The organism is Cryobacterium sp. TMT1-66-1, from assembly GCF_004403435.1.
GTDB classification, from domain to species: Bacteria; Actinomycetota; Actinomycetes; order Actinomycetales; family Microbacteriaceae; genus Cryobacterium; species Cryobacterium flavum.
In genome coordinates, this window is record NZ_SOGP01000017.1 from 46,839 (window position 1) to 72,915 (window position 26,077).

The 26,077-nt window shown below is 66.7% G+C and carries 22 protein-coding genes; 17 read left to right on the plus strand and 5 right to left on the minus strand.

Annotated features, from left to right (window positions below):
• A complete protein-coding gene (locus E3T29_RS12395) occupies positions 1-816 on the minus strand; it encodes an aldo/keto reductase (RefSeq protein ID WP_134345704.1) in 816 nt (271 codons plus the stop codon).
• Positions 817-825: 9 nt separating this feature from the next.
• Positions 826-2,034, minus strand: coding sequence for an MFS transporter (locus tag E3T29_RS12400; protein ID WP_104089697.1), 1,209 nt, complete (start codon positions 2,032-2,034; stop codon positions 826-828).
• A gap of 108 nt (positions 2,035-2,142) precedes the next feature.
• On the opposite strand from E3T29_RS12400, the gene E3T29_RS12405 reads away from it, so the two are divergent.
• The 5 genes from E3T29_RS12405 to E3T29_RS12425 are packed head-to-tail and all read left to right on the plus strand — an operon-like array spanning position 2,143 to position 7,136.
• Entirely contained in the window at positions 2,143-3,120 is a 978-nt protein-coding gene (locus E3T29_RS12405) for a siderophore-interacting protein (RefSeq protein ID WP_134345706.1), read from the plus strand.
• Between the two features lie 20 nt (positions 3,121-3,140).
• Entirely contained in the window at positions 3,141-4,166 is a 1,026-nt protein-coding gene (locus tag E3T29_RS12410) for an iron ABC transporter permease (protein ID WP_241987795.1), read from the plus strand.
• Positions 4,166-5,215 (plus strand): iron chelate uptake ABC transporter family permease subunit, encoded by a 1,050-nt coding sequence (locus tag E3T29_RS12415; protein WP_134345709.1) that lies wholly within the window; start codon positions 4,166-4,168, stop codon positions 5,213-5,215. Before E3T29_RS12410 ends, E3T29_RS12415 begins: the two co-directional genes overlap by 1 nt.
• Positions 5,215-6,078, plus strand: coding sequence for an ABC transporter ATP-binding protein (locus E3T29_RS12420; RefSeq protein ID WP_134345711.1), 864 nt, complete (start codon positions 5,215-5,217; stop codon positions 6,076-6,078). Before E3T29_RS12415 ends, E3T29_RS12420 begins: the two co-directional genes overlap by 1 nt.
• Before the next feature lie 23 nt (positions 6,079-6,101).
• The gene (locus tag E3T29_RS12425) at positions 6,102-7,136 is read left to right on the plus strand and encodes an iron-siderophore ABC transporter substrate-binding protein (protein ID WP_174776423.1); all 1,035 of its coding nucleotides are present in this window, start codon (positions 6,102-6,104) and stop codon (positions 7,134-7,136) included.
• A 63-nt stretch (positions 7,137-7,199) separates the two neighbouring features.
• Here the strand turns inward: E3T29_RS12425 and E3T29_RS12430 are convergent, their stop codons facing one another.
• On the minus strand, positions 7,200-7,724 hold the full coding sequence (locus tag E3T29_RS12430; RefSeq protein ID WP_241987796.1) for a GNAT family N-acetyltransferase: 525 nt from the start codon (positions 7,722-7,724) through the stop codon (positions 7,200-7,202).
• A 165-nt stretch (positions 7,725-7,889) separates the two neighbouring features.
• On the opposite strand from E3T29_RS12430, the gene E3T29_RS12435 reads away from it, so the two are divergent.
• From E3T29_RS12435 to E3T29_RS12445, 3 genes are read left to right on the plus strand one after another with little or no spacing between them, the layout of a single operon-like run.
• On the plus strand, positions 7,890-8,780 hold the full coding sequence (locus tag E3T29_RS12435; RefSeq protein ID WP_134345713.1) for an ABC transporter substrate-binding protein: 891 nt from the start codon (positions 7,890-7,892) through the stop codon (positions 8,778-8,780).
• A 19-nt stretch (positions 8,781-8,799) separates the two neighbouring features.
• Positions 8,800-9,828: an amino acid ABC transporter permease gene (locus tag E3T29_RS12440; RefSeq protein ID WP_134345715.1), complete on the plus strand. Its 1,029-nt coding sequence runs from the start codon at positions 8,800-8,802 to the stop codon at positions 9,826-9,828.
• 38 nt (positions 9,829-9,866) lie between these two features.
• Entirely contained in the window at positions 9,867-10,619 is a 753-nt protein-coding gene (locus E3T29_RS12445) for an amino acid ABC transporter ATP-binding protein (protein ID WP_134346025.1), read from the plus strand.
• An 82-nt stretch (positions 10,620-10,701) separates the two neighbouring features.
• Here the strand turns inward: E3T29_RS12445 and hrpA are convergent, their stop codons facing one another.
• Complete coding sequence (gene hrpA, locus E3T29_RS12450) at positions 10,702-14,775, minus strand: ATP-dependent RNA helicase HrpA (protein ID WP_134345717.1); 4,074 nt, start codon at positions 14,773-14,775, stop codon at positions 10,702-10,704.
• Positions 14,776-14,878: 103 nt separating this feature from the next.
• Here hrpA and E3T29_RS12455 point away from each other — a divergent pair, with 103 nt between their 5' ends.
• From E3T29_RS12455 to E3T29_RS12470, 4 genes are all read left to right on the plus strand, one after another.
• Positions 14,879-15,712, plus strand: a complete 834-nt coding sequence (locus E3T29_RS12455) for an aldo/keto reductase (protein ID WP_134345719.1) — start codon at positions 14,879-14,881, stop codon at positions 15,710-15,712.
• Positions 15,713-15,859: 147 nt separating this feature from the next.
• The gene (pnuC, locus tag E3T29_RS12460; protein WP_104089706.1) at positions 15,860-16,534 is read left to right on the plus strand and encodes a nicotinamide riboside transporter PnuC; all 675 of its coding nucleotides are present in this window, start codon (positions 15,860-15,862) and stop codon (positions 16,532-16,534) included.
• Between the two features lie 36 nt (positions 16,535-16,570).
• On the plus strand, positions 16,571-18,550 hold the full coding sequence (locus E3T29_RS12465; protein WP_134345721.1) for a thioredoxin domain-containing protein: 1,980 nt from the start codon (positions 16,571-16,573) through the stop codon (positions 18,548-18,550).
• 283 nt (positions 18,551-18,833) lie between these two features.
• Positions 18,834-20,630, plus strand: a complete 1,797-nt coding sequence (locus tag E3T29_RS12470; protein ID WP_134345723.1) for a stealth family protein — start codon at positions 18,834-18,836, stop codon at positions 20,628-20,630.
• On the opposite strand, the gene E3T29_RS12475 is transcribed toward E3T29_RS12470, so the two are convergent.
• Positions 20,560-21,498, minus strand: a complete 939-nt coding sequence (locus E3T29_RS12475; RefSeq protein ID WP_134345724.1) for a phosphodiesterase — start codon at positions 21,496-21,498, stop codon at positions 20,560-20,562. The two genes, E3T29_RS12470 and E3T29_RS12475, sit on opposite strands and share 71 nt — an antisense overlap.
• A gap of 247 nt (positions 21,499-21,745) precedes the next feature.
• Between E3T29_RS12475 and E3T29_RS12480 the strand changes: the two genes are divergently transcribed.
• The 5 genes from E3T29_RS12480 to E3T29_RS12500 all read left to right on the plus strand — a co-directional run bounded on the left by E3T29_RS12480 (position 21,746) and on the right by E3T29_RS12500 (position 26,057).
• The gene (locus E3T29_RS12480) at positions 21,746-21,973 is read left to right on the plus strand and encodes a zinc-binding dehydrogenase (RefSeq protein WP_134345725.1); all 228 of its coding nucleotides are present in this window, start codon (positions 21,746-21,748) and stop codon (positions 21,971-21,973) included.
• Between the two features lie 80 nt (positions 21,974-22,053).
• Complete coding sequence (locus E3T29_RS12485; RefSeq protein WP_241987818.1) at positions 22,054-22,959, plus strand: phosphatase PAP2 family protein; 906 nt, start codon at positions 22,054-22,056, stop codon at positions 22,957-22,959.
• Between the two features lie 69 nt (positions 22,960-23,028).
• Positions 23,029-24,234: a type III polyketide synthase gene (locus E3T29_RS12490; protein ID WP_134345729.1), complete on the plus strand. Its 1,206-nt coding sequence runs from the start codon at positions 23,029-23,031 to the stop codon at positions 24,232-24,234.
• Entirely contained in the window at positions 24,235-24,933 is a 699-nt protein-coding gene (locus tag E3T29_RS12495; RefSeq protein WP_134345731.1) for a class I SAM-dependent methyltransferase, read from the plus strand.
• On the plus strand, positions 24,933-26,057 hold the full coding sequence (locus E3T29_RS12500) for an NAD(P)/FAD-dependent oxidoreductase (RefSeq protein WP_134345733.1): 1,125 nt from the start codon (positions 24,933-24,935) through the stop codon (positions 26,055-26,057). The genes E3T29_RS12495 and E3T29_RS12500 overlap by 1 nt, the downstream gene beginning before the upstream one ends.
• The last annotated feature ends 20 nt before the right edge of the window (positions 26,058-26,077 follow it).

Sequence of the window (26,077 nt, forward strand, 5' to 3'; positions counted from 1 at the left end):
TCAGTCGAGGTCGTCTGGGTCCTTGCCGGTGCGCTCGCCGCTCTCCAGACCGGCAATCGCCGCGAGGTCGTCGGCGTCGAGGGAAATGTCGAACACGTTGATGTTGGCGCGGATGCGCGCCGGGGTGACCGACTTGGGAATGACCACGTTGCCGAGCGCGAGGTGCCAGGCGATCACGATCTGCGCGGCCGACTTGCCGTGCCTGGCGCCGATCGCATCGAGGGCCCGGTTGCCGATCGCACGCCCGCGAGCCAGCGGCGACCACGCTTCGGTCAGGATGCCGTGGGCCGCGTCATACGCGCGCACCTCGGCTTGCGGCAGCCACGGGTGCAACTCCACCTGGTTGAGCACCGGAACGACCTCGGTCTCATTCAGCAGCCGGTCGAGGTGGTGCGGATGAAAGTTGGAGACGCCGATCGAGCGGGCACGGCCCGTGGCTCGGATCGCCTCGAGCGCCCGATAGGTCTCGACGTAGCGATTCTGGGTCGGGGCCGGCCAGTGGATCAGGTAGAGGTCGACGTAGTCGAGGTCGAGTTTGGCCAGGCTCTCGTCGAACGCTTTCAGCGTTTCGTCGTAGCCGTGGCGGTCGTTCCACACCTTGGTGGTCACGAACACGTCCTCGCGGGGCACGTTCGAGCGCGCGAGACCCTGCCCGACGCCGACCTCGTTCTCGTAGAGGGCTGCGGTGTCGACGTGACGGTACCCGGCGGCGAGGGCGACCTCGACGGTGTCGGCGGCGAGGGCATCCGCTACTTTATAGACCCCGAGACCGAGCTGGGGGATCACGTGGCCGTCATTGAGCGTGAGGGAGGTCATCCCATAATGCTACGAGACCTGAATCTGAATGGGCTCGGTGTCGGGGATGGGGCTGATGTCGCGGCCGCGCAGGTCGGGGTGCCAGCGGCGGCCGAGCGCGGGAATGATGCAGCCCAGGGCGGCGAAGCCGGCGGCGACGTAGATGGCCGAGACCGGTCCGGAGTGGTCGATCGAGAACCCGGCAATGGCGGAGCCCATGGCGGCGCCGATCAGCTGGCCGGTGCCGACCCAGCCGTAGGCTTCGGCGGTGTCGCTGAACTTGACGCTGGCCGAGACGATGCCGAACAGAACGGCGAAGGCGGGGGCGATGCCGACCCCGGCCAGAAGCAGGGCAAAGGACAGCCACCAGAAGGTGAGCCACAGGCTGGCCAGGGCGAGGCCGATCGTGACGATGAGCATGCGGGCAGCGAGCGCCCAGGGGCCGATCGGGGCGTGGCCGAGGGCGAGCCCACCGATGAGCGAGCCGATGGCGAAGATGCCGAGCACCCAGCCGGCATCGGCGCTGCCGTGGCCGAACACCGCGACCACCCCGGCTTCCACGGCGGCGCAGGCCGCGACCAGCGTGAACCCGACGATGGTGCTGAGCAGTACCTCGGGCTTTTTGAGCACGACGCCGAGCTTGCGCCGGCTGCGGGGGATGCGCACCCGGCCGACCTCGGGCAGCGAGACGAACCAGATTCCGCCGGCCACCAGAAAGAACGCGGCGAGCAGGATGCCCGCGGTCGTCGATACCTGCAAAGCCACGAAGGTCGCGATCACCGGTCCGAGCACCCAGATGATCTCCTGCGCCGAGGCGTCGAGCGAGAACAGCGGGGTGAGCTGGCGGGAGTTGACGATCTTGGGGTAGATGGTGCGCACGGCCGGCTGGATCGGCGGGGTCGACAGTCCGGCGACGAATCCGATGAGCATCAGGCTCAGCACCGACAGCGGAACCAGTGCCATGACCACGATCGACACGGCGCAGATGAACATTGTCGCGATGATGACCGGGCGCATGCCGAGCCGGCCCATCAGCCGGCTGGTCAGGGGACCGGCGATGGCCTGGCCGATACTCATCGCGCCCAGAACGAGCCCCGCCGCACCGTACGAATCGAAGATGCGCTCGATGTGAATGAGAAAGGCGAGGGAGAGCATTCCAAAGGGAAACCTCGCCGTCAACTGCGCGCCGATCAGGCGGGATACGCCCGGCGTGCGCAGAAGGGTCCAGTAACTTTTCACAATGATTTCAGTCTAGGGTCGGTTGAATCGAAAACTGGGGAGTCAGCGCGCCAGGACGGTTTCAGACCGTACAGCCTGATCTGAGGCAAGGCATGCCATACTAAGGTAATGCTTACCTTACCGAGCGTGACCGGCCCCGGCGCTACGACGGTCGCTGACCGCCCGGCCTACCGGCCCTATCGCGCGACGGTCGTCGGCATCCGCTTATTGAGTGAACATTTCACCCGGGTGACCTTCTTCGGTGAACAGTTCGACACCTTCGGCACGGCCGGGCTGGACCAGCGCGTCAAGATCGTGTTTCCGCTGCCCGGCCGGGGACTCTCCGATATCGGCGCCGACCACGAGGAAACCATTGCCACGGGCCGCTGGTATGACCGCTGGCGTGCACTGCCCGACGCCGATCGCAACCCCTTTCGCACCTACACGATTCGCGCCGTGCGCCCCGAACAGCGGGAACTCGACGTGGATTTCGTCACCCACGCCGCTCATGGCGCACTCGGCCCGGCTGCGCGCTGGCTGCAGGCCGTTTCCATCGGCAGTGACGTCGTCATCGTCGGCCCCGACGAGCGCAGCCCGGGCCGGGCGATCGGCCTCGACTGGCACCCCGGCCAGGCGACCGACCTGCTGCTGGCCGGCGACGAGACCGCCGCCCCCGCCATCTGCAGCATCCTCGAAAGCCTGCCGGCCGGCCGCCGCGCCCAGGCCTTCATTGAGATGCCCGCTGGGGCGGATGCCCTGCCTCTCGTTCTGCCCGCAGGGTGCGAGATCACCTGGCTGGCTCGCGATCGGGCGCCGCACGGAGAGCGCGTCGAGGCCGCAGTGCGTGGCTGGGTTGCGAGCAATCGCGCCCTGGTCGAGGCCGCGGTCGCGGCGGCTGCGCAGCCGCTCGCCGAGGTCGACGTGGACTGTGACCTGCTCTGGGAATCGCCCGCCGAAGAGAACGGGGCCGGGTTCTACGCCTGGCTCGCCGGAGAATCCTGCACGATCAAACTCCTGCGACGGTTTCTGGTGAGTCAGACCGGCATCGACCGCTCAAGGGTGGCTTTCATGGGCTACTGGCGGCTCGGCCGGTCCGAAGCTCAATGACCCTGGCTCCGGATCGACCCGTGGCTGTGCCCGTGTCACCGCGCGCCCGCCCGCGCCGGGTCGTCATCGGCTTCGCGCTCGCCGTCGGGCTGCTCGGGCTCAGCGTGGCCGCATCGCTCCTGGTCGGCACCCGCGAGATCGCCCCCGGCACCGTGTGGAACGCCCTGTTCAGCCCGCACCGCACCCTGACCGACCACACCGTCATTCTCGACCTGCGGTTGCCGCGCACCGCCGTTGGCCTGCTCGCCGGCCTCGCCCTCGGCCTGGCCGGCGCTCTCATGCAGGGCGTCACGCGCAACCCGATCGCCGACCCCGGCCTGCTCGGCGTCAACGCCGGCGCCTCGCTGTTCGTCGTCGCCGGGATCGCCTGGTTCGGGGTGACGTCCTCGCTTGGCTATGTCTGGTTCGCCTTCGCGGGCGCCGCCGTCGCGGCCACCATCGTGTACCTCATCGGTTCTCTCGGCCGTGAGGGTGCGACGCCGGTCAAGCTCGCCCTCGCCGGAACCGCGCTGACCGCCGCGTTCACCTCGCTCATCACCATCGTGCTGCTCGCCGACACCGAAGCCTTCGATCGCTACCGGTTCTGGGCGGCCGGGTCGCTCGTGGCACGCGGCCTCGACGCCGCCCTGCCGCTCGCCCCGTTCATCCTGGTTGGTCTGGTGCTGGCGATCGTGGCCGCCCGCATGCTCAACGCCCTCGCGCTGGGCGACGACCTCGCCCGCGGCCTCGGCCAAAACCTGATTACCGCCCGCATCGTCTGCGCCGTCGCCATCGTGCTGCTCTGCGGCTCGGCGACGGCGATGGCCGGCCCGATCGTGTTCGTCGGCCTCGCCGTGCCGCACGTGGCCCGGTGGATCACCGGTCCCGACTACCGCCTGATCATCGGGTTCTCGGCGCTGTTCGGCCCGACCCTGCTCGTGCTCGCCGACGTGCTCGGTCGCCTCATCGCCCAGCCCGGCGAAATCGAGGCCGGTCTCGTCGTCGCGTTTCTCGGCGCGCCGGTGCTGATCGCCCTGGTGCGTCGCGTGAAACTGGCAGGCCTGTGATGACAACTTTACAGAGAGCGGATGCTACCCCCCTGGCGCACGCGCGCGCCCAGCGCGGCCGGCGCAACCGGAGCGTCGTGCTCGTACTCCTGGCTGCCCTCGTCGTCGTCGCGGCGTTCAGCCTCGCCGTCGGCGCGTACTCGCTCAGCGTTCCGGACCTGCTTCGCACCCTCACCGGCCAGGGTAGCCAGGGCGAGAACTTCATCGTGCTCTCGCTGCGCCTGCCCCGACTGACCCTCGCCGTGCTCGTCGGCGTTGCGTTCGCGCTGTCCGGCGCCCTGTTCCAGACCGTGCTGCGCAACCCGCTCGCCAGCCCGGACATCATCGGAGTCACCGGGGGAGCGAGCGCCGCCGCCGTCTTCAGCATGCTCATTCTCGGCTTCGGAAGTGTCGCCACCTCCCTCGCCGCCTTCGTGGGAGCCATCATTGTCGCCTGCGCCATCTACCTGCTGGCCTGGCGCGGCGGTGTGGTCGGCTATCGCTTCGTGCTGATCGGCGTGGGCGTCGCCTTCATGGTGCAGGGCGTGCTCGGCTACCTGCTGTCCCGCGCCGACCTGAACGACGCGCAGGGCGCGCTGCTCTGGCTGGTCGGCAGCGTGAGCGGCGCCCGCTGGCAGGACATCGCCGTCGTGGCCCTCGTTCTGTTCGTGCTGCTGCCGGTAATTCGCTTGGCTAACGGGCGACTGCAAGCCCTGCAACTCGGCGATGACCTCGCAGCGAGCCTCGGCGTCGGGGCCGAACGCACTCGACTCCTGCTGCTCGTAGTCGCGGTTGCCCTCGCCGCGACGGCGACCGCGGCGGTCGGTCCGCTCGCCTTCGTGGCTTTTGTGGCGGCACCGATCGCCCGGCGCGTGCTCGGCACCGGCGGCCTCGCACTCGTGCCCGCGGCACTCGTTGGCGCCCTCATCACTGCCGTGGCCGATTTCACGGCACAGCATCTGCTGCCCGGGCAGCTCGAACTCCCCGCCGGAATCATCACGGGCGCGATCGGCGCCCCCTATCTGCTCTGGCTGCTCGCCACCAGCAACAAAACCGGAAAGGGTGCCTGATGACCCACCAACTGCGCGCCGAAGGCATCACCCTCGGCTACGACCACACGCCCATCATCGACGGCCTCGACCTCGAGGTTATCCCCGGTGCGATCACGGTCATCGTCGGCGCCAACGCCTCCGGCAAATCCACCCTGCTCAAGGGGCTCTCCCGACTGATCAAACCGGATGCCGGCCAGGTCACCCTGGGTGGCCGCAACATCGCCGCGCTGCCAGGGAAGAAGGTCGCGACCGTCGTCGGACTGCTGCCGCAGCAGCCCATCGCTCCCGACGGCATCACCGTGGCCGACCTCGTCGGGCGAGGCCGCTACCCGCACCAGGGCTGGTTTCGGCAGTGGTCGAGTACCGACGACGAGATCGTCGCCGCGGCGATGGCCGCCACGAACACCGAGCAGCTTGCAGCCCGCCACCTCGAAGACCTTTCCGGCGGGCAGCGGCAGCGGGTCTGGATTGCCATGGCCCTCGCCCAGGACCCCGAGATTCTGCTGCTCGACGAACCCACGACATTTCTCGACGTGACCCACCAAATCGAAGTGCTCGACCTGCTGCTCGAGTGCAACCGCCAACACGGAACGACCGTCGTGATGGTGCTGCACGACCTCAACCTCGCCGCCCGCTACGCCGACCACCTCGTCGTCATGCGCGCCGGCAAAATCATCGCGACTGGCGCGCCCGCCGACACGCTCACCGCCGAGATCGTGCGCTCTGCCTTCGACCTCGAGGCACGGATCGTGCCAGATCCGGTCTGTGGTGCGCCCATGGTCGTTCCGATCGGCCGGTTCCACGGGCGAGCAGCCGACCCTGATCCGGCGCCCGCCGATCCTGCGCCCGCGACTCGTTCCCGGCTACACCAGCAGGTCTAAAGTTAGGGTAGGCTACCCTAAGTATGAAAGCCAACGAACTGGAGAACTTCGTGTCCCGACGCCTGACCATCACGCTCGCTGCCGCAGCGAGCATCCTCGCCCTGGGGATGAGCGGATGCACCGCCGCCGATAACGCGACGGCCCCCGCCGGCGATGCCGCGGCATCCGGCAGCTTTCCCGTCACCATCGAGCACGCGTTCGGCGAAACCACCATCGAGAAGCAGCCGACCCGCGTCGTGGCCTGGGGCTGGGGCAGCGCGGACGACGCGATTGCGCTCGGCGTGACTCCGGTCGCGATTCCGTTCCAGAGCTACGGCGGCGACAAGGACGGCGTACTGCCGTGGATCGCTGAGGCGCTCGAGGGCCAGGAAATGCCCGTCGTGCTGCCCGACAGCCAAGAGCCGCCCTACGAGGACATCGCCGCCGCCGCCCCCGACGTGATCCTCGCCGCCTACTCCGGCATCACCGAGCAGGAGTATGACCTGCTCAACAAGATCGCGCCGGTCGTCGCCTACCCCGGTGACGCGTGGGCCACACCGTGGCGCGATCTCATCTCGATCACCGGCACCGCGCTCGGCAAGACCGGTGAGGCAACCGCCCTGCTCGCCTCGATCGACTCCGAGATCGCCGACCAGGCCGCCGCGCATCCCGAATTCGCCGGCAAGAGCATCGCTCTCACGAGCGACAGTGCCGGAACCTTCTACGTCTATAAGAAGGAAGACCCCCGCGTCGCCTTCACGCTCGACCTCGGTTTCGTCAGCGCGCCCGCCGTCGAAGCGCTCGCGACCGACGAGGCGAGTTTCTATTACACGCTCAGCTACGAGCAACTCGACCAACTCGACAGCGACCTGCTGGTGAACTTCGGCTCCACCCAGGAAGAATCCGACGCGTTCCTGGACGCGAGCTACTCGCAGGCGATGCCGCAGGTGCAGGCCGGCACGGTTGCAAGCCCGGTCGGCGCCGCGTTCATCAGCTCGGTCTCGCCGCCCACCGGACTCTCGCTGAGCTGGGGCCTCGACGACTACGTCACCCTGCTCGCCGCCGCCGTCAACGAGTAGCACGCTTCAAAAACGGATGCCGCTGGCCCAGCTGGACGCGCGGCATCCGTTGTGTGCGTGCCGTCAGAGCGGCGTCTGGCCCGACTCGTCGACGACCGAAGGCTGCTTGCGAAACTCCAAATACCCGATCGACTCCCAGTCCTCGTCCAGGTCGAACTGCGGTTCGTAGCCGAGCGCGAGGTAGAGCGCCACTGCCTCCGGCTGGCGGGCTCCCGTGGTCAGCACGATCGAGCGAATGCCGCGCCGTGCAGCTTCCGCTTCGAGCTCGGCCATCACCTGACGGGCCAGCCCGCGGCGACGATGCGCCGAGTGCGTCCACACCCGTTTGACCTCGACGGTGGTGTCGTCGTCGGCCCGCATGAAAGCTCCGCCGGCCACCGCCTGCCCGTTTTCGACCAGGAGCAGAAAAGTACCGCCGTCGACCGGCTGAAAGCGCCGCGCCGGGTACCGGCTGAGTTCGACCGAAGATGGAATGCCGTCGTTCAGGCCATAGTGCTCGTCGTATTCCCGCGAGAGTTCGGCCATCAGGGGAGCGGCGAGCGGATCGTTGGGGGAGGTGTACAGGATGTTCGGTCTGAGGGTGGGCACCTCTCGACGATAGATCCGCAGCATCCGCTCGTCAAAAAACGGCGGATGGGGGGTGCCGTCTCGACTCCAGCGCGCGCCGGTGTGCATTAGGCTCGATAGGTCTTACCCGCGTGTGGGATTCACTGTCGAATCCCGCACTTTCGACCAAATCAAGAAGGAAGTGCCATGCGCGCACGCTATTTCGTTCCGGCTTTTGCCGCCGCCGCCGTTTTGCTGCTCACCGGCTGTGTCGACAACTCGGCTCCGGCCGTCACGACGCCCGGCGCCGCTGCCACCATTGAAGCGGATGCCGCAGCCGTCGCGCTGCTCCCCGCCAGTATCAAGAGCGCCGGCGTGCTCATCATCGGAACCGATGCGGCCTACCCGCCGAACGAGTTCAAGGACGATGCCGGCGCACCGATCGGCTGGGGCATCGAACTTTCCAACGGCATCGCCGCCAAGCTCGGCCTCACCACCAAGTATCAGATCGCCGACTTCGACAACATCATTCCGAGCATTACCGGTGGCACCGTCGACATCGGCGAGTCGTCGTTCACCGACAACCTGGAGCGTGAGAAGCAGGTCGACTTCGTCAACTACTTCAACGCCGGAATTCTCTGGGCCGCCAAGACCGGCAGCACGATCGACCCCAACGATGCGTGTGGCCTCACCGTGGCCGTGCAGTCCAACACGGTTCAGGACACCGACGAGCTTCCCGCCAAGAACGCGGCCTGCGCCGCGGCCGGCAAGCCCGCCATCGAGGTCTTGCCATATACCTCGCAGGACGAAGCGACCAACGCCGTCGTGCTCGGCAAAGCGGATGCGCTCAGCGCCGACTCCCCGGTGGCCCTGTACGCCATCTCGAAGACGGAGGGCAAGCTTGAGGCCGCTGGCGAGAGCTTTGACGTCGCCCCCTACGGAATCGTCGTGAACAAGGATTCCGAACTCACCAAGGCCGTGCAGGCTGCGCTGCAGTCCATGGTTGACGACGGTTCCTACGGCAAGATCCTCGACAAGTGGGGTGTCACCGACGGTGGCATCGACACGATCACCATCAACGCCGCCTCCAACGGCTAGAGCGTAAGCGAGCAACATCATGGCCGAAACAGTTGTGAACCGTTCGGCGGGGTCAACCCCGCCCAACGGCTCTGACCGCTCTCCCGCAATCAAGGCGATTCGCCTTCGTCACCCGTGGCGGAATGTTTTCGCCGTCGTGTTGCTGCTCGTTCTGGCACTCTTTGTGCTCGACGCCGCACAGCGTCCCGCCTACGACTGGCCGTCCGTCGGCAAGTTTCTCTTCGACCAGCGCATCTCGCAGGCCGCGTTCGTCACCCTGCAACTCACGATTTACAGCATGGTTATCGCGATCATTCTCGGCGTGACGCTCGCCGTAATGCGGCTGTCTCCCAACCCGGTTGTGAGCAGCATCGCCTGGGTGTACCTCTGGATCTTTCGCGGTACTCCGGTTTATGTGCAACTGGCATTCTGGGGCCTAGTGGCAACCATCTACCAGACGATCGACATCGGCCTTCCGTTCACCGAGCCCTGGGCGTCATTCCCCACCAAGGTGGCGGTCAGTGCGTTCATGCTCGCCGTGATTGGGCTGGCACTGAATGAGGCCGCGTATATGGCGGAGATCGTGCGCGCCGGATTGCTGTCGGTGGACGGCGGTCAGGAGGAGGCAGCCACCGCGCTGGGCATGAGCTGGGCACAGACGATGATGCGCGTTATTATTCCGCAGTCGATGCGTGTGATCATTCCCCCCGCCGGCAACGAAGTCATTTCGATGCTCAAGACGACCTCGCTTGTGACGGCAATTCCTTTTACTCTTGAGCTTTACACCCGGTCTCGGGACATTTCGGCCGCGATTTTCAACCCGGTTCCTCTCCTCATTGTGGCCTCGATCTGGTACCTGTTCTTCACCTCCATTTTGATGGTTGGCCAGTACTTTCTCGAGAAGCGTTTTGCGCGCGGCATCGGCGACCGACGTCCCGATCGCAAAGCAGACGACGCCACCGGTGCCCTGACCGGTGTACTGCCGGTGATCGGTGGTGGCCAGCCCACGGTCGTGCAGCCGCCGAAGGGCCAGAACCCGCCCACCACGAACAACGGAGACACCCGATGACTGCCACGGCAGGGCCACGCGCTACCGCAGACGTTCCCATGGTGCTCGCCGAGGCCGTCTCCAAGAGCTTCGGCTCAAACGAGGTGCTCAAGAGCATTTCCCTCGAGGTGAAGCGTGGAGAGGTGATGTGCCTTGTTGGACCCAGTGGGTCGGGCAAGTCAACGTTCCTGCGCTGCATCAACCACCTCGAGGTGGTGTCGGCGGGCCGACTGAGTGTCGATGGTGAACTCATCGGGTATACGGAGAGCAAGGGAAAGCTCTTCGAGATGCACCCGAAAGCCGCTGCCATGCAGCGCCGAAACATCGGCATGGTTTTTCAGCGCTTCAACCTGTTTCCGCACATGACGGCGCTGCAGAACGTGATGGAAGCACCGATCCGGGTCAAGGGTCTCTCCAAAGCGGCCGTGGAGGCCAGCGCGCGTGCACTGCTGGCACGGGTGGGCCTCGCCAACCGCGCCGACTACTACCCGGCGCACCTGTCGGGCGGCCAGCAGCAGCGGGTCGCGATCGCCCGGGCCCTTGCCATGGAACCCAAGCTCATGCTGTTCGACGAGCCCACCAGTGCGCTCGACCCCGAGCTCGTCGGCGAGGTGCTCGACGTGATGCAGGGCCTCGCTCGCGATGGCATGACCATGATCGTGGTCACCCACGAGATGGGATTCGCCCGCGAGGTCGCCGACTCCCTGGTCTTCATGGACGGCGGCGTCGTCGTCGAGAGCGGCGTGCCCACCGAGGTGCTCGCCAACCCCCAGCACCACCGCACCCAGGCCTTCCTCTCCAAGGTGCTCTAGCCCCGCACCACTACCCGGGAACGGGGCCCGGGCCCAGTTTATAGACTGGGCCTGGGTTCATAAGGTGGGCCTGGGGCGTGAACTATCCGGCGAGCGCCTTCTGGATGCGCTGCAGCGAGACGGGCTCTGCCGCCCTGAGCTCCTGCGCAAACAAGCTGATGCGCAGCTCCTCGATCATCCAGCGGGCGCGCAGAACGGATGCCGCGGCATCTGCTTTCAGGGGCATGGTACCGCCGGCGTTCTCGAACCGGGTGGTTGCGGCCTGGGTCTCGTTCATCCAGACCCGGTCGCGGCTCGGATTGTCGACCAGTTTCGGCACCCGCGCGCTGATTCCGCCGAGGTAGCGCGGCAGGTGGCGCAGCCGGGCCAGGCCGGTATCGCTGACGAACCCGGGGTAGACCAGGGCCGTGAGCTGCTGGCGGGCATCGCTGATTCCGGGCAGCAGCGCCATGCTGGTCGCGGCCTTGAGCGCCTTATCGGCCAGGCGCTGGGCGGTGAGGATTCGCGCGACCAGGCCGACAGTTTCAAACATGGAATCCATCACGACCCCCGACACCCGGTCGCGAATGGTGTCGAATTCCGCCTTCATGAACACCTGGCCGCCTGGACGCACCCGAAACAATACGTCGTCGACCGCAGCGGCGAGGCAATCCTCGAACAGGGCCTGCGTGCTCTTGTAGGGGCTGGTCGCGAGCGAAAGCTTCTCGGCCGCGGTCAGGTGCTGCTGTACGTACGCGGCCGGCGACGGCGTCGCGAGCAGCAGCAGCCGCCGCACCCCGCGGGGCAGCGCACGGGCCTGCTCCAGCTCGGTGCTCATCATGCGAATAGAAACGGATGCCCCGTCATCGACCAGCGTCGGATACCCGCGAATCGTGTTGTCACCCTGCTTCGTGTCGAGGAAGCGGGGGAGTTCACCGAGGTCCCACGTGGTGATGCCGCCGCGTTCGATGGCATTGCTGGGGGCGGCGGCGCTGGTCGCCTTCGCGACGCTCTCCCGCACCCGGGTGACCAGGCGGCGCTGCAGGTCGGCGAGGTCCTTGTCGGAGGCGACCGTGCGGCCGCGCTCGTCGGTGACGACGAAGGTCATGCGTAGGTGGGAGGGAACGCGGCCGAGCTCGAAGTCGCGTGCGGTGACCGGCACATAGGTGAGCTTCTGAATCAGCGCGGCGAGGGTTTCAGCGAACGAAACCTCGGGCACCGGCGTCGGCAGGGTCTCCACAATTCCGGGTTCGCCAGGCAGCTCGCCGAGCAGGCGCGCGGCCCAGTCGGCGGCCGGAACGACATTGCGCCGGATGCTTTTCGGCAGCGACTTGATCATGGCGGTCACGAGTTCGGCGCGGAGGCCGGGCACCTGCCAGTCGAATCCGTTCGGCGACAGTCGGGCGAGCAGGGCGAGCGGGATGCGCACGGTTACGCCGTCGTCCTCCTCACCGGGCTCGAAGCGGTACCCGAGGGTCAGGCGCTGGTCACCCTGCTGCCAGCTCGGCGGAAACAGCCCCTCGTCGATCTCGGGGGAGTCTTCGGCCACGAGCGCGTCGGCGGTCATCGTGAGCAGGTCGGGGGTGTCGAAGCGGGCACTGCGCCACCAGCCCTCGAAGCTCTTGGTCGACGAGACATCAGCCGGAATACGCCGTTGGTAGAAGTCGAAGACAGCCTCGTCGTCAAAGAGGATGTCCCGGCGCCGGGTACGCTCCTCCAGCTCGGCCAGTTCCTCCCGCAGCCGGGCATTGGCCCGTTCGAACGCCCACATGCCGGGGTCGCCGGTCTGCCCGGGCCTTCCGCCGCGGCTCGCGCTGGAACCTACCGCGGGCGCGCCGCCGGACCCGCGCCCGCCCGAGGCAGCGCCCCCGTCCACGGAGATGCTGACGCGCTCGCTGCGCGAAGGCCCGCGACCGCCGCGGTCGGCTTCCTTCTCGGCGGCGACAGACTGCGGCCCCGACGCGCGGTCCCACTCGCCCTCGACCAGAGCGTGCCGAATGAACAGCTCGCGGGCATAGGCCGGGTCGATGCGGGAGAACTGCACCCGGCGCCGCGCCACGATCGGCACGCCGTACAGCGTCACGCGTTCGTACACGACGGCGGCGCCCTGCTTCATCTCCCAGTGCGGTTCGGAGTAGCTGCGCTTGCACAGGTCGCCGGCGAGCGGCTCGGCCCAGGCCGGGTCGACGACAGCGTTCATGCGGGCGAACAGTCGGCTGGTCTCGACCAGTTCGGCGCTCATGACGGCGTTCGGTTGCTTCTTCGCGAGGGTCGAGCCGGGAAACAGCACGAAGCGCTGCTGCCTCGCCCCGACATAGTCCTTCTTGGCGACGTCCTTCAGCCCGATGTGGGAGAGCAGCCCGGCCAGCAGCGAGCGGTGCACGCCGTCGGGGTTCGCGCTCGGCTCACCGAGGTGCAGGCCGAGCGGTTTGGCCAGCTGGCGCAACTGGCGCAGCACGTCCTGCCATTCGCGCACCCGCAGGTAGTTGAGGTACTCGTTCTTGCACAGCCGCCGAAAGGCGCTCGAGCCCAGTTCGGACTGCTGCTTCTCGAGGTAGTTCCATAGATTGAGCAGGCTGAGGAAGTCACTCGTGGGGTCAGCAAATCGCGCGTGGAACTGGTCGGCCTGCGCACGCCGCTCGAGCGGGCGCTCCCGCGGGTCCTGAATGGTGAGCCCGGCCACGATCGCCATGACTTCGCGGCTGGTGCCCTGGGTTTTCGACTCGATCACCATGCGGCCAAACCGCGGGTCGATCGGCAGCTGCGCGAGTTGCTGGCCGATTCGGGTGAGGCGCGGGGTGGCCGGGCCGGCCGGGGCCGCGGCATCCGTTGCAACGCGGCCGCGGCCGCTCTTGGTGCGGCCGGCTCCCTCTGCCTCGATCGCGCCGAGTTCGGCGAGCAGGTCGAGGCCGTCCTTGATATTGCGGGAATCCGGCGGGGTCAAAAACGGGAACGAGGCGATATCGCCGAGCCCGAGCGAGATCATCTGCAGAATGACGGCGGCGAGGTTGGTGCGCAGAATCTCCGGCTCGGTGTATTCCGGGCGCCGCAGATAGTCTTCCTCGGAATACAGGCGGATGGCGATGCCGTCGCTGGTGCGCCCGCTGCGGCCGCTGCGCTGGTTGCCCGAGGCCTGCGAGATGGCTTCGATCGGCAGCCGCTGCACCTTCGAGCGCACGCTGTACCGGCTGATCCGCGCAGTTCCGGCGTCGATCACGTAGCGGATGCCCGGCACCGTCAGGCTGGTCTCGGCGACGTTGGTCGCCAGCACGATGCGCCGCTTCACCCCCGCCACGGTCGATGGTTGGAACACGCGATGCTGGTCGGCAGACGACAGCCGGCCGTAAAGCGGCAGCACCTCGGTCGGGTTGCGACTGGCCGAGGAGGCGTATTTACCCTGCAGGGCGTCGGCCGCGTCGCGAATCTCGGTCTCGCCCGAGAGAAAGACCAGTACGTCACCGTTCGACTCGCGTTCGAGTTCGTCGAGGGCGGCGGTGATCCCCTCGATGTAGTCGCGGTCGACCGGGGGAGCGGCATCCGTCGTGTCGTCATCGTCGTCGATGCCGGGCTCGGCCACCAGCGGCCGGTAGCGAATCTCCACCGGAAAGGTGCGCCCGGACACCTCGACCACCGGCGCCGGGGTGCCGTCGGCGGCGGCAAAGTGCTTTGCGAAGCTGGCCGGATCGATGGTGGCCGAGGTAATGATCAACTTCAGATCAGGGCGCTTGGGTAGCAGCTGGCGCAGGTAGCCGAGCAGAAAGTCAATGTTGAGGCTGCGCTCGTGCGCTTCGTCGATGATGATCGTGTCGTACTTCTGCAGCATGCGGTCGCGGTGAATCTCATTCAAGAGGATGCCGTCGGTCATCAACTTGATCCGGGTATCGGCGCCGACCTTGTCGGTGAACCGCACCTGGTAGCCGACCAGCTGGCCGACCTCCTGGCCGAGCTCCTCGGCAATGCGCTCGGCGATCGTGCGGGCGGCGAGCCGGCGGGGCTGCGTGTGGCCGATGTTCTGGCGGCCGAGTTCGAGGCAGATCTTGGGCAGCTGGGTGGTCTTGCCCGACCCGGTCGAGCCGGCGACGATGACGACCTGGTTGTCGCGGATGGCTGCGGCGATGTCTTCGCGGCGCTGGCTGACCGGCAGTTCGGGCGGGAAGGTGATGTTGAGCGTTTCCATGAAGCTCCAATAATACTTCGTCGCACTCCGAGGGTGTTTTCGCGGTCAGTGAACACTGGGTATTCGGGGGGTGCACGGCTTTCGGGGCGCATAGGGTGAGGGGATGACGAAATCTGTTCCCACCATCACCCTCAACGACGGCCACACGATTCCGCAGCTCGGTTTCGGCGTGTTCAAGGTCGAACCTGACGAGACCACCCGCATCGTGGCCGACGCTCTGTCGGTCGGTTATCGCCACATCGATACCGCCGCCATCTACGGCAACGAGGCGGGCGTGGGCAAGGCTCTGGCCGCCTCCGGCATCGACCGCTCCGATTTGTTCATCACGACCAAGCTGTGGAACGACCGTCAGGGTACCGAGTCGGCCTTTGACTCGTTCGAGGAGAGCCTCGAGAAGCTTGGCCTCGACTACGTCGACCTCTATCTGATTCACTGGCCGGCTCCGGCGAACGACAAGTTCGTAGAGAGCTGGCGCGCCCTGGAGAAGATCCAGGAATCGGGCCGCGCCCGATCCATCGGTGTCTCGAACTTTCTGGTGCCGCACCTGGACCGCCTGCTGCACGAGACCAGCATTGTGCCCGCGGTCAACCAGATCGAGCTGCACCCAGCGCACCAGCAGCCGGAAGTCACCGCGTTCGCTCGCGAAAACGGCATCAACATTGAGGCCTGGGGCCCGCTCGGCCAGGGCAAGTACCCCCTGTTCGACGAGCAGGTCATAACGGATGCTGCCGACGCGCACGGCAAGTCGCCCGCGCAGATCGTCATTCGCTGGCACCTGCAGGTGGGCAACATCCTGTTCCCCAAGTCGAACCGGCTGGAGCGCATGATTGAGAACTTCAACGTGTTCGACTTCGAACTCACCCACACCGAGGTCACCATGATCTCCGCGCTCGAGCGCGCCGGCCGCGTCTCGGCGCACCCCAACGAGGTGAACTAGCCCGAAGCATCCGTTTGAGTGGCCCCGCAGACTCTGCGGGGCCACCGCTCTGTCATCGGGCGGCAGAGGGCCGGGCAGCAGCGGCGTAGATTGGACGCGCCGCGCTTCGTCAGGCGCGGCACATGCCGCGCGCGCAGAAAGATCCCCATGAACCCGATTGAATGGCTGTTCGACGCCCAGTTGCAGATCGGCACCCAGACCATTCTCTGGCGCGAGGTCGTCGGCAACGCCTTCGGCATCGCGAGCGCCGTCGGCGGCATGCGCCGCAAGATCTGGGCCTGGCCGGTCGGCATCATCGGTAACGCCCTGCTGTTCACCGTGTTTCTTGGCGCTGTGTTCGGCACTCCCAACCCGGTCAATCTGCTCGGGCAGGCCGGCCGGCAGATCATGTTCATCATCGTGTCGATCTTCGGCTGGGTACAGTGGCAGCGCAGCCGCAACTCGGCGGTGCACGTTGCCGTCGCCCCGCACTGGGCCGGTAACCGCACCCGCATCCTGCTGGGGCTCGGGCTCGTCGCCGGCACCCTGGTGCTCACCCCCATCTTTCGCGCCCTCGGCTCGTTCGAACCGGTCTGGGCGGATGCCTGGATCTTCACCGGATCGCTGCTGGCGACCTACGGAATGGCCAAGGGCTGGACCGAATTCTGGCTGATCTGGGTAGCCGTCGACGTGGTCGGCGTGCCGCTGCTGATCAGCGCCGGCTACTACGCCTCGGCCGTGCTGTACCTGTTCTACGGCGCCTTCACCCTTGTGGGTTTCGTGGTCTGGGTGCGGGTTCAACGCCGCCGCAACGCCCTGCTCGGTGCTGCCCTGCTGCCCTGACCTCGCCCGCCCGGGCAACGGGGCGCACAATAGAGCATGCCCAACAGCCTCGCCGACGCCATCAGCCCCTACCTGCGCAGCCATGCCGACAACCCGGTCGACTGGTTCGGCTGGGGCGAGGAAGCCTTTGCCGAAGCCCGCGAGCGCGATGTGCCCGTGCTGGTGTCGATCGGCTACTCCACCTGCCACTGGTGCCACGTCATGGCGCGGGAGAGTTTCAGCGACCCGGCGATTGCCGAGTACCTCAACACCCACTTCGTCAGCATCAAGGTCGACCGGGAGGAGCACCCCGATGTCGACGCGAGCTATCTCTCTGCCGCGAGTGCCTTCATCGAGGGACTCGGCTGGCCGCTCAACGTGTTCGTCACCCCCGACGGGCAGGCGTTTCACGCGGGAACGTACTTTCCGCCGGTGGCCCTTGCGGGGCATCCGTCGTTTCGCGACGTTCTGACCGCGGTGACGACGGCCTGGCACACCCGGCGGGCCGAGGTCAGGGCCGGCGCCGCCAAGGTGGCCGAGTTGCTCGCCGAATCGGCGCGCGAGTTCGCCGAGGGTGCCGCGGCGGCGGGTGGTGCCGCGGTGCCCCTGCATCCCAGCACCGCAGTGCTCGACCGGGCGGTCACCGAGCTGGTCGGTTATGAAGACGCCCGCTTTGGTGGCTTCGGCGGTGCACCAAAGTTTCCGGTGGCCCCTGCCCTCTCCTTTCTGCTCGGGCACGGCGACGCGAACGGCGACGGGCCAATGCTCGCGCTGCGCACACTCAAGCTCATGGGCGCGTCACCGCTTCGCGACCCGATCGAGGGCGGCTTCTTTCGCTACGCGGTCAACCGTGATTGGAGCGATCCACATTACGAACGGATGCTCTACGACAACGCCCAGCTGCTCAGCCTCTACACCCGCGCCTGGATGCTCACCGGCGCACCGTGGGCACGTCACGTCGCCGAGGGAATCGCCCGCTTTCTCTGTGACGTGATGCAGCTTCCGGGAGGCGGGTTTGCCAGCGCCCAAGACTCGGAAAGCACCGTCGACGGCCATCGGGTCGAGGGCGGCTACTACGCACTCGAACCGGGCGACCGCCTGCGGCAGACCCCGCCGGCCCTCGATACGAAAGTACTCACCGGCTGGAACGGACTCGCGATTCAGGCTCTCGCCCGGGCCGGCTTCGCCTTCGACCAGCCCCGTCTCATTGACGCCGCCCGCCGCGCGGCCGACTACCTGCGCGAACACCACGTGCGCGCCGACGGCACCCTCGTTCGTGCCTCCGTTGCCGCACGCACCTCCACAGCGAACGCCACGCTGGAGGACTACGGCATGTACGCACGGGGACTCCTCGAACTCGCACTCGTCACCGGTAACGTTTGCTACGCCACCCAGGCTCGTCACCTGCTCGACAGCACGCTACCGGCAGCCACCGACGCGCCTGCCTTCCGCTCTCCGAACGGCGCGGATCCAGTGCTCAGCGGGCAGGGCCTGGTTAGCGCCATCGACCCTTCCGAGGGCGCCTACCCCTCCGGACTCTCCGCCACAGCGGATGCCGCACTGCTGTTGCACAGCCTCACCGGCGACGACCGCTATCGTTTGGCCGCGCAGGCCGGCCTCGGCCTCGTCGCAACTCTGGCACCGAGCCGGCCACTTGCCTACGGCGCCGCCCTGCGCCTGTTCGACGAACTCAACGCCCCGATCGAGCAGCTCGTGATCGTCTCGCCCGACCGGTTTGGTGCCGCCGCGGCAAACCGCCCGGCCATCACCCTGCACGACCTCGCCCGACGCCACGCGGCGGGAGTGGTCGCATCCGTTTCAGAGTCACAGGCCCAAGCATTTGCGGCGGCTGGCTTCGATTTGTTCCTGGCGCGGACGGCCAAGGCCGGCCAACCCACCGCGTACTTCTGCCGCGACTTCGTCTGTCAGCTGCCGATCACTGACCCGGCGCAGCTGCCACCGATCGCGGGCACGGCCAGACTCCTGAGCGAAATTGCCGCCGAAGCGCAACAATCGGTGCGGTCGCACAAGCGCTAACATCGGCGTATAACCTCGCCCCACTTCCTCATTTCACATTTCCTGGGCTCATCTCCCTGACTGCTAGACGCCGCAGTAAACTACCGACATCGCGACGTACACTAAAGACAAATGCCCCCGCGTTTCACCAAACGCCAGTCGCTCATCGAGAACCTCGTCACTTCTCGACAAGATCGTCGCTGCGAAACACTCTGAACCATTCACGCCGGCACTTTCGGCCGCACTCCTCGGTTTCAGCCCCCGGCTGGTCGCGCTGGAGTGCTCCACTTTCTCAAGGAGGACCATGGCGACACGCAATATTCCGGACGCACAACCGGAGACTGGCGAGCAGGGGTACCCCGACTCGTTCGGCGGTGACATCTTCGACACCGACGCCTTTCGCCCCGACTCCGTGGGCTACGACTCCAGTGAACCCGAACCACCCACCAACACCGGCCTGATCCCGACGCTGTCGCTCAGCAGCGAGCCGGAGCTGGTGCTGATCACACCGGATGCCCGTACGCGCCGGTTCGACCGCGACGACCTCGTCGTGCGCAAGGGTGAGATCGCCCTCATCAACGGTCACTACACTCCGCACGAGTCCATGGTCAAGGACCTCGTGGCCGTGTACGACGCCCTCACCAACGCCGGCATCGACTTTCTACTCGTGCGCGGCGACCACAACCGTCCGGTCGTCGCCGTCGACCGCAAACGGCGCAAGGAAATCACCAAGGTCCTGACTGCGGCATTCGCCAACGAGCCGTTCTACGCCAAGCCGCTCGATGGCAACGTCAGCCAGCAGTTTCTGCTCGCCGATGGCGCCCTCATGACGCTGCGCAAGTCCTCCGTCTTTCGCGTCTACCGGCCGCGCATCGAACCGATCGGCCGCCTGCGCTACGGCGCCCAGACCGCGTTCCAGTTCGAGCTGTGGCGTTTCGGCGAAGATGAAATCATCGCCCCGGTCGAGAACGCGCTCATGCGCACCCGGCTGCCACGCTCCGAAGCCCGCGAAACCACGATCGACCTGTATGGACGCACCTGGCGGACCCTGCAGAACATGTTCGACGACCTGGCCAGCGACGTGTCCTTCGACATCGACCTGGTGTTCAGCTGGGTCGACGGTTCTAGCGACGAGTTTCAGCGGGAACGTGCCAAACGTATGAAGGCCTATGTCATCGGGGAGGGTGACGATTCCGACGCCCGTTTTCGCCAGATTGACGAGCTCAAGTACGCCCTGCGCAGCGTATACATGTTCGCACCCTGGATTCGACGCATCTTCATCGCCACCGACTCACCGGTGCCGGAGTGGCTCTCCGAGCATCCTCGCGTCACCATCATGCGCAGCGAGGACTTCTTCGTCGACACGAGCGTGCTGCCCATTCACAACTCGCACGCCGTGGAAAGCCAGCTGCACCACATTCCCGGGCTGGCCGAGCACTTTCTCTACTCCAACGACGACATGTTCTTCGGTCGCCCGGTCGGTCCGGAGCTGTTCTTCTCACCCGGTGGGGTGACCAAGTTTGTGGAGGCAGCCACTCGGATCGGCCTCGGCGAGAACGATCCGACCCGCAGCGGGTTCGAGAACGCCGCTCGCGTGAACCGGGCGCTGCTGCGTGGGCGCTTCGGCAAGGTCACCACCCGGCACCTCGAGCACACGCCAGCTCCCATGCGCAAGAGTGTGCTGCTCGAGTTGGAACAGGAATTTCCCGAGGACTTCAGCCGCACCGCGGCGAGTCGTTTTCGTTCGGCGACCGACATCTCGGTCACCAACTCGCTGTACCACTATTACGCCTTGATGACCGGTCGTGCGGTCGCCCAAACTCAGGTGCGTTCGCTCTACATCGAGACGACACTGCGCATCGCCCTGCGCCAGATGAATCACCTGCGCAAGCGTCGCGATCAGGACATGTTCTGCCTGAACGACGGCAGTCACCCAGAGATTTCCACCGAGGTGCGCCGCGCTGCGGTCACCGAATTTCTGGAGCTGTACTTTCCGATCGTGGCACCGTGGGAACGGGCCAGTGTTGCCACTATCGCAGAACTGGGATCGGTCGAGTCATTGGCGGCTCACGCAATGCAGGCAGAGTCTCCGACGGCGTGATCTCGACGCCGGAAGCGCGCAGACGACGTGCGCTTTCGGCGGCGTCGACGTAGTCGAGCGTTGGATAGTGGCCGAGCGGCACCACGGAGTGCAGCACGGTGCCCGGGTAGACGTGCACGAGGTTGAAGGCTCGTGCGCCGTCGCGACCCAGGGTGCCGCCCACCGGAACGTTCAGATCCTGGGTGTAGCAGGTGGCCGACGACACCGACACGGGGATACCGGCGAACATGGCCATGGACGAGTAGTGCAGGTGTCCGGCGATGATGCTGCGCACGTCAGTGCCGCGGAGCACGCTGGCGAGGCGATCCTGGTCGCGCAGCTCCACCGCGTTGGCCAGGTCGAGCACGCTCGGGATCGGCGGGTGGTGCATGGCCAGAATCGTGCCGTCGGGCGCCGGTACCCGCAGCTCGTCGGCGAGCCAGAGCAGCTGCTGGTCGCTCACCGCGCCGTGGTGGTGACCGGGCACCGAGGTGTCGAGGGTGATCAGGCGCAGGCCGTTGAGGTCATAGGACCGGTCGATCGGGGCCTCGCTCGCGGCCTGGTCGAGCAACTCGGTGCGAAAAACCGAACGATTGTCGTGATTGCCCATCACCCAGATGACGCGTGCACCGAGCCTGGCCGCGGCTGGCTCGACGATCTCGCGCAGCAGCTCGTAGGCGCCCGGTTCGCCCTTGTCGGCGAGATCACCGGTGAAGACGATGGCCTCGGGGCGGGCCCTGGATGCCTCGACCTCGGCGAACAGTTCGGCCAGATGGGCTTCAGCGTTGACGCTGCCATAGAGCTTTGAGCCTCCCGCCAGCAGGTGGGTGTCGCTCAGGTGTAACAGGAAGTGGTCCGGCCGGGGGTACTCAGCCGTTCGAATGCTCACAGAGCGTCCATTCGTTTGTCGGGTGCACGCTCTTTCGGCATGCCCTCTCGGTGGTAGACACTATTCGATCAGAAGTTCTTGAACAACCGGTGTACGCCACGCATCAATCGTGCAGCAATTGGGGTAAATGGGCGAGACAGGTCGTGGTCGGTCGGTGACATTCGAGCGGGCCTCTAGGCTGGCGGCGTGGCTCGATACGTACGCATTGACGAATTTGGTGAGCCAGAGGTGTTGAGCATCGTGCACGATGAGCAGCCGCAGGCCGGGCGCGGTGAGGTACGGGTGCGCGGGCGTAACCGAGGTGGGCGGACAGTTCGCGGACATCAACGACCTCGAGGCGCTGGCCACCCTGATTGCGAACGGTGAGATCGTGCTGCTGATCGACCGGGTGTTCCCGCTCGACCAGGTGCAGGACGCCTACCGCTACCTCATGGCCGGCCACTTGCGCGGCAAAGTCGTTCTCGCCACCCGGTAGCGGGCCCCAGAAACCGCGTCTCCCAGAAACCGCGTCTCCCAGAAACCGCGTCTCCCAGAAACACTGTGGCATGCTTGACCGTGCGCAATTGGTCCCCTCGAAACTCCCTGAAACAGGGTTCGCTCGGGTACGTCGCCGGGGCCGCGCTTACCACCGTGGCCTTCATCGGTCTCTACCTGTTCTTCGTGCGCAGCCACGCCGGCCAGGAAGCCGACCAGCTTGCCTATGACGGCGCCGAATTCGGCCGTCGCAGCATTACCTCGTTCACCGGTCGGATGCTGGACTCTGTTCCGGACATCGCCGTGGCATTCGGCGTGGTGCTGACCGCCGTCATCGCGCTCGTGCGCCGCAACTGGCGCACCCTCGTGGTTGCCCTGGTCGCCGCAGCGGCGGCGACTGCCTCGGCCCAACTGCTGAAGTATGGCATTCTGGCCCGTCCCGACCTCGCGGTCGAGGGTTACGCCGGAAACTCATTCCCGTCGGGGCATACGACGGTGGCGGCGGCATCCGCACTGGTGGTCTTTCTGGTCTCGAGCCCGCGCATGCGCCCGATGGTCGCCGGGTGGGGCACCGCTTTCGCCGTGCTGGCCGGTGTGGCCACGCTTGCCAACCAGTGGCATCGGCCGAGCGACGTGATTGCAGCCCTGCTCTGGGTCGCATTCTGGGGGTGCCTCGCCGGGGCGGTGCTGGCCTGGCCGCGGGTAGGTGTCGTGCCGCAAACGGATGCTGCCGCCCCCAGCTCACGATGGCCAGCCTTTACCGGGCTGCGACAGTCGACGATTCGCGTGGTGCGCTGGCTGTCGATCGGGTGCGGGGCGATCTCCGTCGTGGCCTTCATCGTGACCCTCGTACTGGACAGCAGCCTGTTCGAGCGCGTCGGTACGCTCGGCACCATCGTGGCCTACCTGGGCGGGGTTGCGGCCATCGTGACCGCCGGCCTGCTGCTCGCGCTGAGTGGAACTCGGCTGTTCGCTCGACTGCCCTAGATTCGCCAAAGCCCCCAGATTCGGCCTCGGAGGGGTGTACTCAGTCGAAACCACGTGCGAGACTAACTCATGGCCGTCACGCTGAGAGCGCTCCAGACCGTAGTTCCCCCGACGATTCTGATCCAAGAGCAGGTGCGCGACATTTTCGCCGCCCAGCCCGGACTCAGCCGACTGGCGCAACGGCTGGTCAGCACCAGTTTCAACGTGTCGGGTATTGAAACCCGACATACCGTGATTGCCGAGCTCACTCTCGACAACGATTCGGCCGATCCGCAGTTCTTCGATGCGCGGCAGCAACTTCTGCTGGTGCCGAGTACCCGGGTGCGTAACGAGCTCTACATCACGGAAGCCACCAAACTCTTCGTCGAGGCTGGCCGCCGGGCGCTCGCCGCCTGCCCCGACATTCGCCCGGAAGATGTGACCCACGTCGTCACAGTCTCCTGCACCGGGTTCTACGCCCCCGGCCCCGACTACATGCTCGTGCGTGAACTCGGCCTGAATGCCAGCACCCAGCGCTACCACCTCGGATTCATGGGCTGCTACGCCTCCATGCCTGCCCTCCGCACCGCGAAGCAGTTCGTCGAGGCCGACCCGAATGCGGTCGTACTCGTGGTCAGCGCCGAACTCTGCTCGCTGCACCTGCGCACCTCGAGCGACCCGGACACCATCGTCGCCTCCTCGCTGTTCTCCGACGGCGCGGCCGCCGGTATCGTCAGCTCCCGGGCACCGCTGCCCGGCGAGAAAGCCCTCGGTCTCGACCTGTTCGAAACGGTCATCACCCCGGTCGGTGAGGGCGACATGGCCTGGAAAATCGGCGATGAGGGCTTCGAAATGATTCTGAGCACCTACGTTCCGCACATCATCGACGAACACATCGAGAGTGCCCTCGCGCCCCTGTTTGCCCGCGATGCGTCGATCACCCGGCAGCTCGTGGCCGTCCCTTGTGAAACGGATGCAGCGGCCAGCGCGGCCCCGGTCCTCACCCTCGCGCCGCCGGCCACGCTGAGCTCGGTGATCGAGCACTGGGCGATCCACCCCGGTGGTCGGAGCATTCTCGACAAGACCGAGGCCAAACTCGGACTCCGCCCCGACCAGCTGCTGCCTTCGCGCGAGACGCTGCGCACCAACGGCAATATGAGCAGCGCGACCATTCTCTTCGTCATGAAGGCCATTCTCGACGGCCCAGCCACCGCCGACGGTGAACGGGTCTGCGCCATGGCGTTCGGCCCCGGTCTCACCGTGGAGTCCGGCCTGATGACCGTGATCGAGGGCTGAATGGCCCTTCCGTCACTGCGCGTGCGGGCGCATGGGGCCGTGGAGATCATGGATTCCCCGCTGTGCGACCCGGCCATGCTCACCCGCACGTACCAGGATTTTCAGGTGGTCAATGCGGTCGTGTCGGGCTGGCCGGGGATCTATCGCCGCAGCATCCGCCCGACCCTGTCCACCACGACCGAAACGACGCTGCTCGACGTCGGCTCTGGCGGCGGCGATGTCTCGCGATCGCTGGCCCGCTGGGCAGTGCGCGACGGACTGCGGCTCACCGTGACCGGCATCGATCCGGATGCCCGTGCGCACGTCTTCGCGACCAGCCAGCCGAAGATCGCCGGCCTCTCGTTTCGCCGGGCGCTCAGCTCCGACCTCGTCGCAGAGGGCGCGCGCTTCGACTTCGTGGTGTCCAATCACGTGCTGCACCATCTGAGCGTGGACGAGCTGAAGGGGCTGCTCGTGGACTCGGAGGATCTCGCTCGCGTGCGCGTGCTGCACGCCGATCTGGAGCGTTCCAACTACGCGTACCTCGGGTTCGCGGCGGCGACCTGGCCGTTCTTTCGGCATTCCTATATTCGCCCGGACGGGCTTACTTCGATTCAACGCAGCTACACGGCCGTCGAGCTGCGGGCGGCGGTGCCCGCTGGGTGGACGGTGTCGCGCGGCCTGCCGTCGCGGCTCGTGCTGGGCTGGGACGCGGCCTGATGCGTGACGTCGTCATCGTGGGTGGCGGCCCGGTCGGCACCATGCTCGCCTGCGTGCTCGCCGTCGGCGGGCTCGACGTTGAGGTGCTGGAGCAGCGCGAGACGCCGTCCCTCCGGTCGCGGGCGATCGGCATTCACCCGCCGTCGCTGGCCGCCCTCGCCGCCATCGGCATCACCGACGCCCTGCTCGAGCGGGCCGTGCGCATTCGCACGGGAGAGGTACGCTGCGATTCGCGCCGGCTCGGGCAGATGTCGTTCGAGAAGGCCGCGCCGGCGTATCCGTTCGTGGTCGCCCTGCCGCAATACGAGACGGAGGCCCTACTGCGCGATCGGTTCGAGCAACTCCGCCCAGGCCTGTATCGCAGCGGCGTGACCGTGTCCGGGGTGCAAGACCGCGGTGACGCCTTGAAACTCACGACCGACGCCGGCCCGATCGATGCCCGCTACGTGATCGGCGCGGACGGCGCGCGCAGCCGCGTGCGTCAGGCGGCAGGCATCGCCTGGCGGCAGCTTGGCCGCGGTGAAACGTATCTCATGGGTGACTTCGCCGATCCTGACCCGAGAGATACCGGCGCGGTGCTCTACTTCGAGCGCGGCGGCGTGGTCGAGTCGTTTCCGCTGCCCGGCGATCGGCGTCGGTGGGTGGCGATGACCGATTTTCTCGCAACGGATGCCGACAGCGCCGACTTCGCCGCGCTCATCCGTCACCGAACAGGAGTCAGCGTTGCCCAGCCGCTCGGGGCTGTCAGCGCCTTCGCCGTGCAGCAGCGGCTCGCGGGGAGCATGTGCACGGGCCGCGTGGTGCTGATCGGTGATGCGGCGCACCAGATCAGCCCCATCGGTGGGCAGGGCATGAACCTCGGCTGGCTCGACGCCGTGGCCCTCGCGCCGGCGCTGCAGCGGGCGCTTCTCGAACCGTCAGCGGCGGCATCCGTTTTGGCCCGCTACGACCGCACGCGCCGCCGCGCCGCCCGGCGAGCGGCCCTGCAAGCCGGATTCAACATGCAGATGGGCCGGCCGGCCCACGGTCTGCGACTCGGCGTTCGCAACGCCGTCGTGCGCGGTCTCACGCTGCCGCCGGCCAACGAACTGGTGGCCCGGGCGTTCACCATGCGTTGGTTGTGACCGCGCGCATCGAGTTGAAT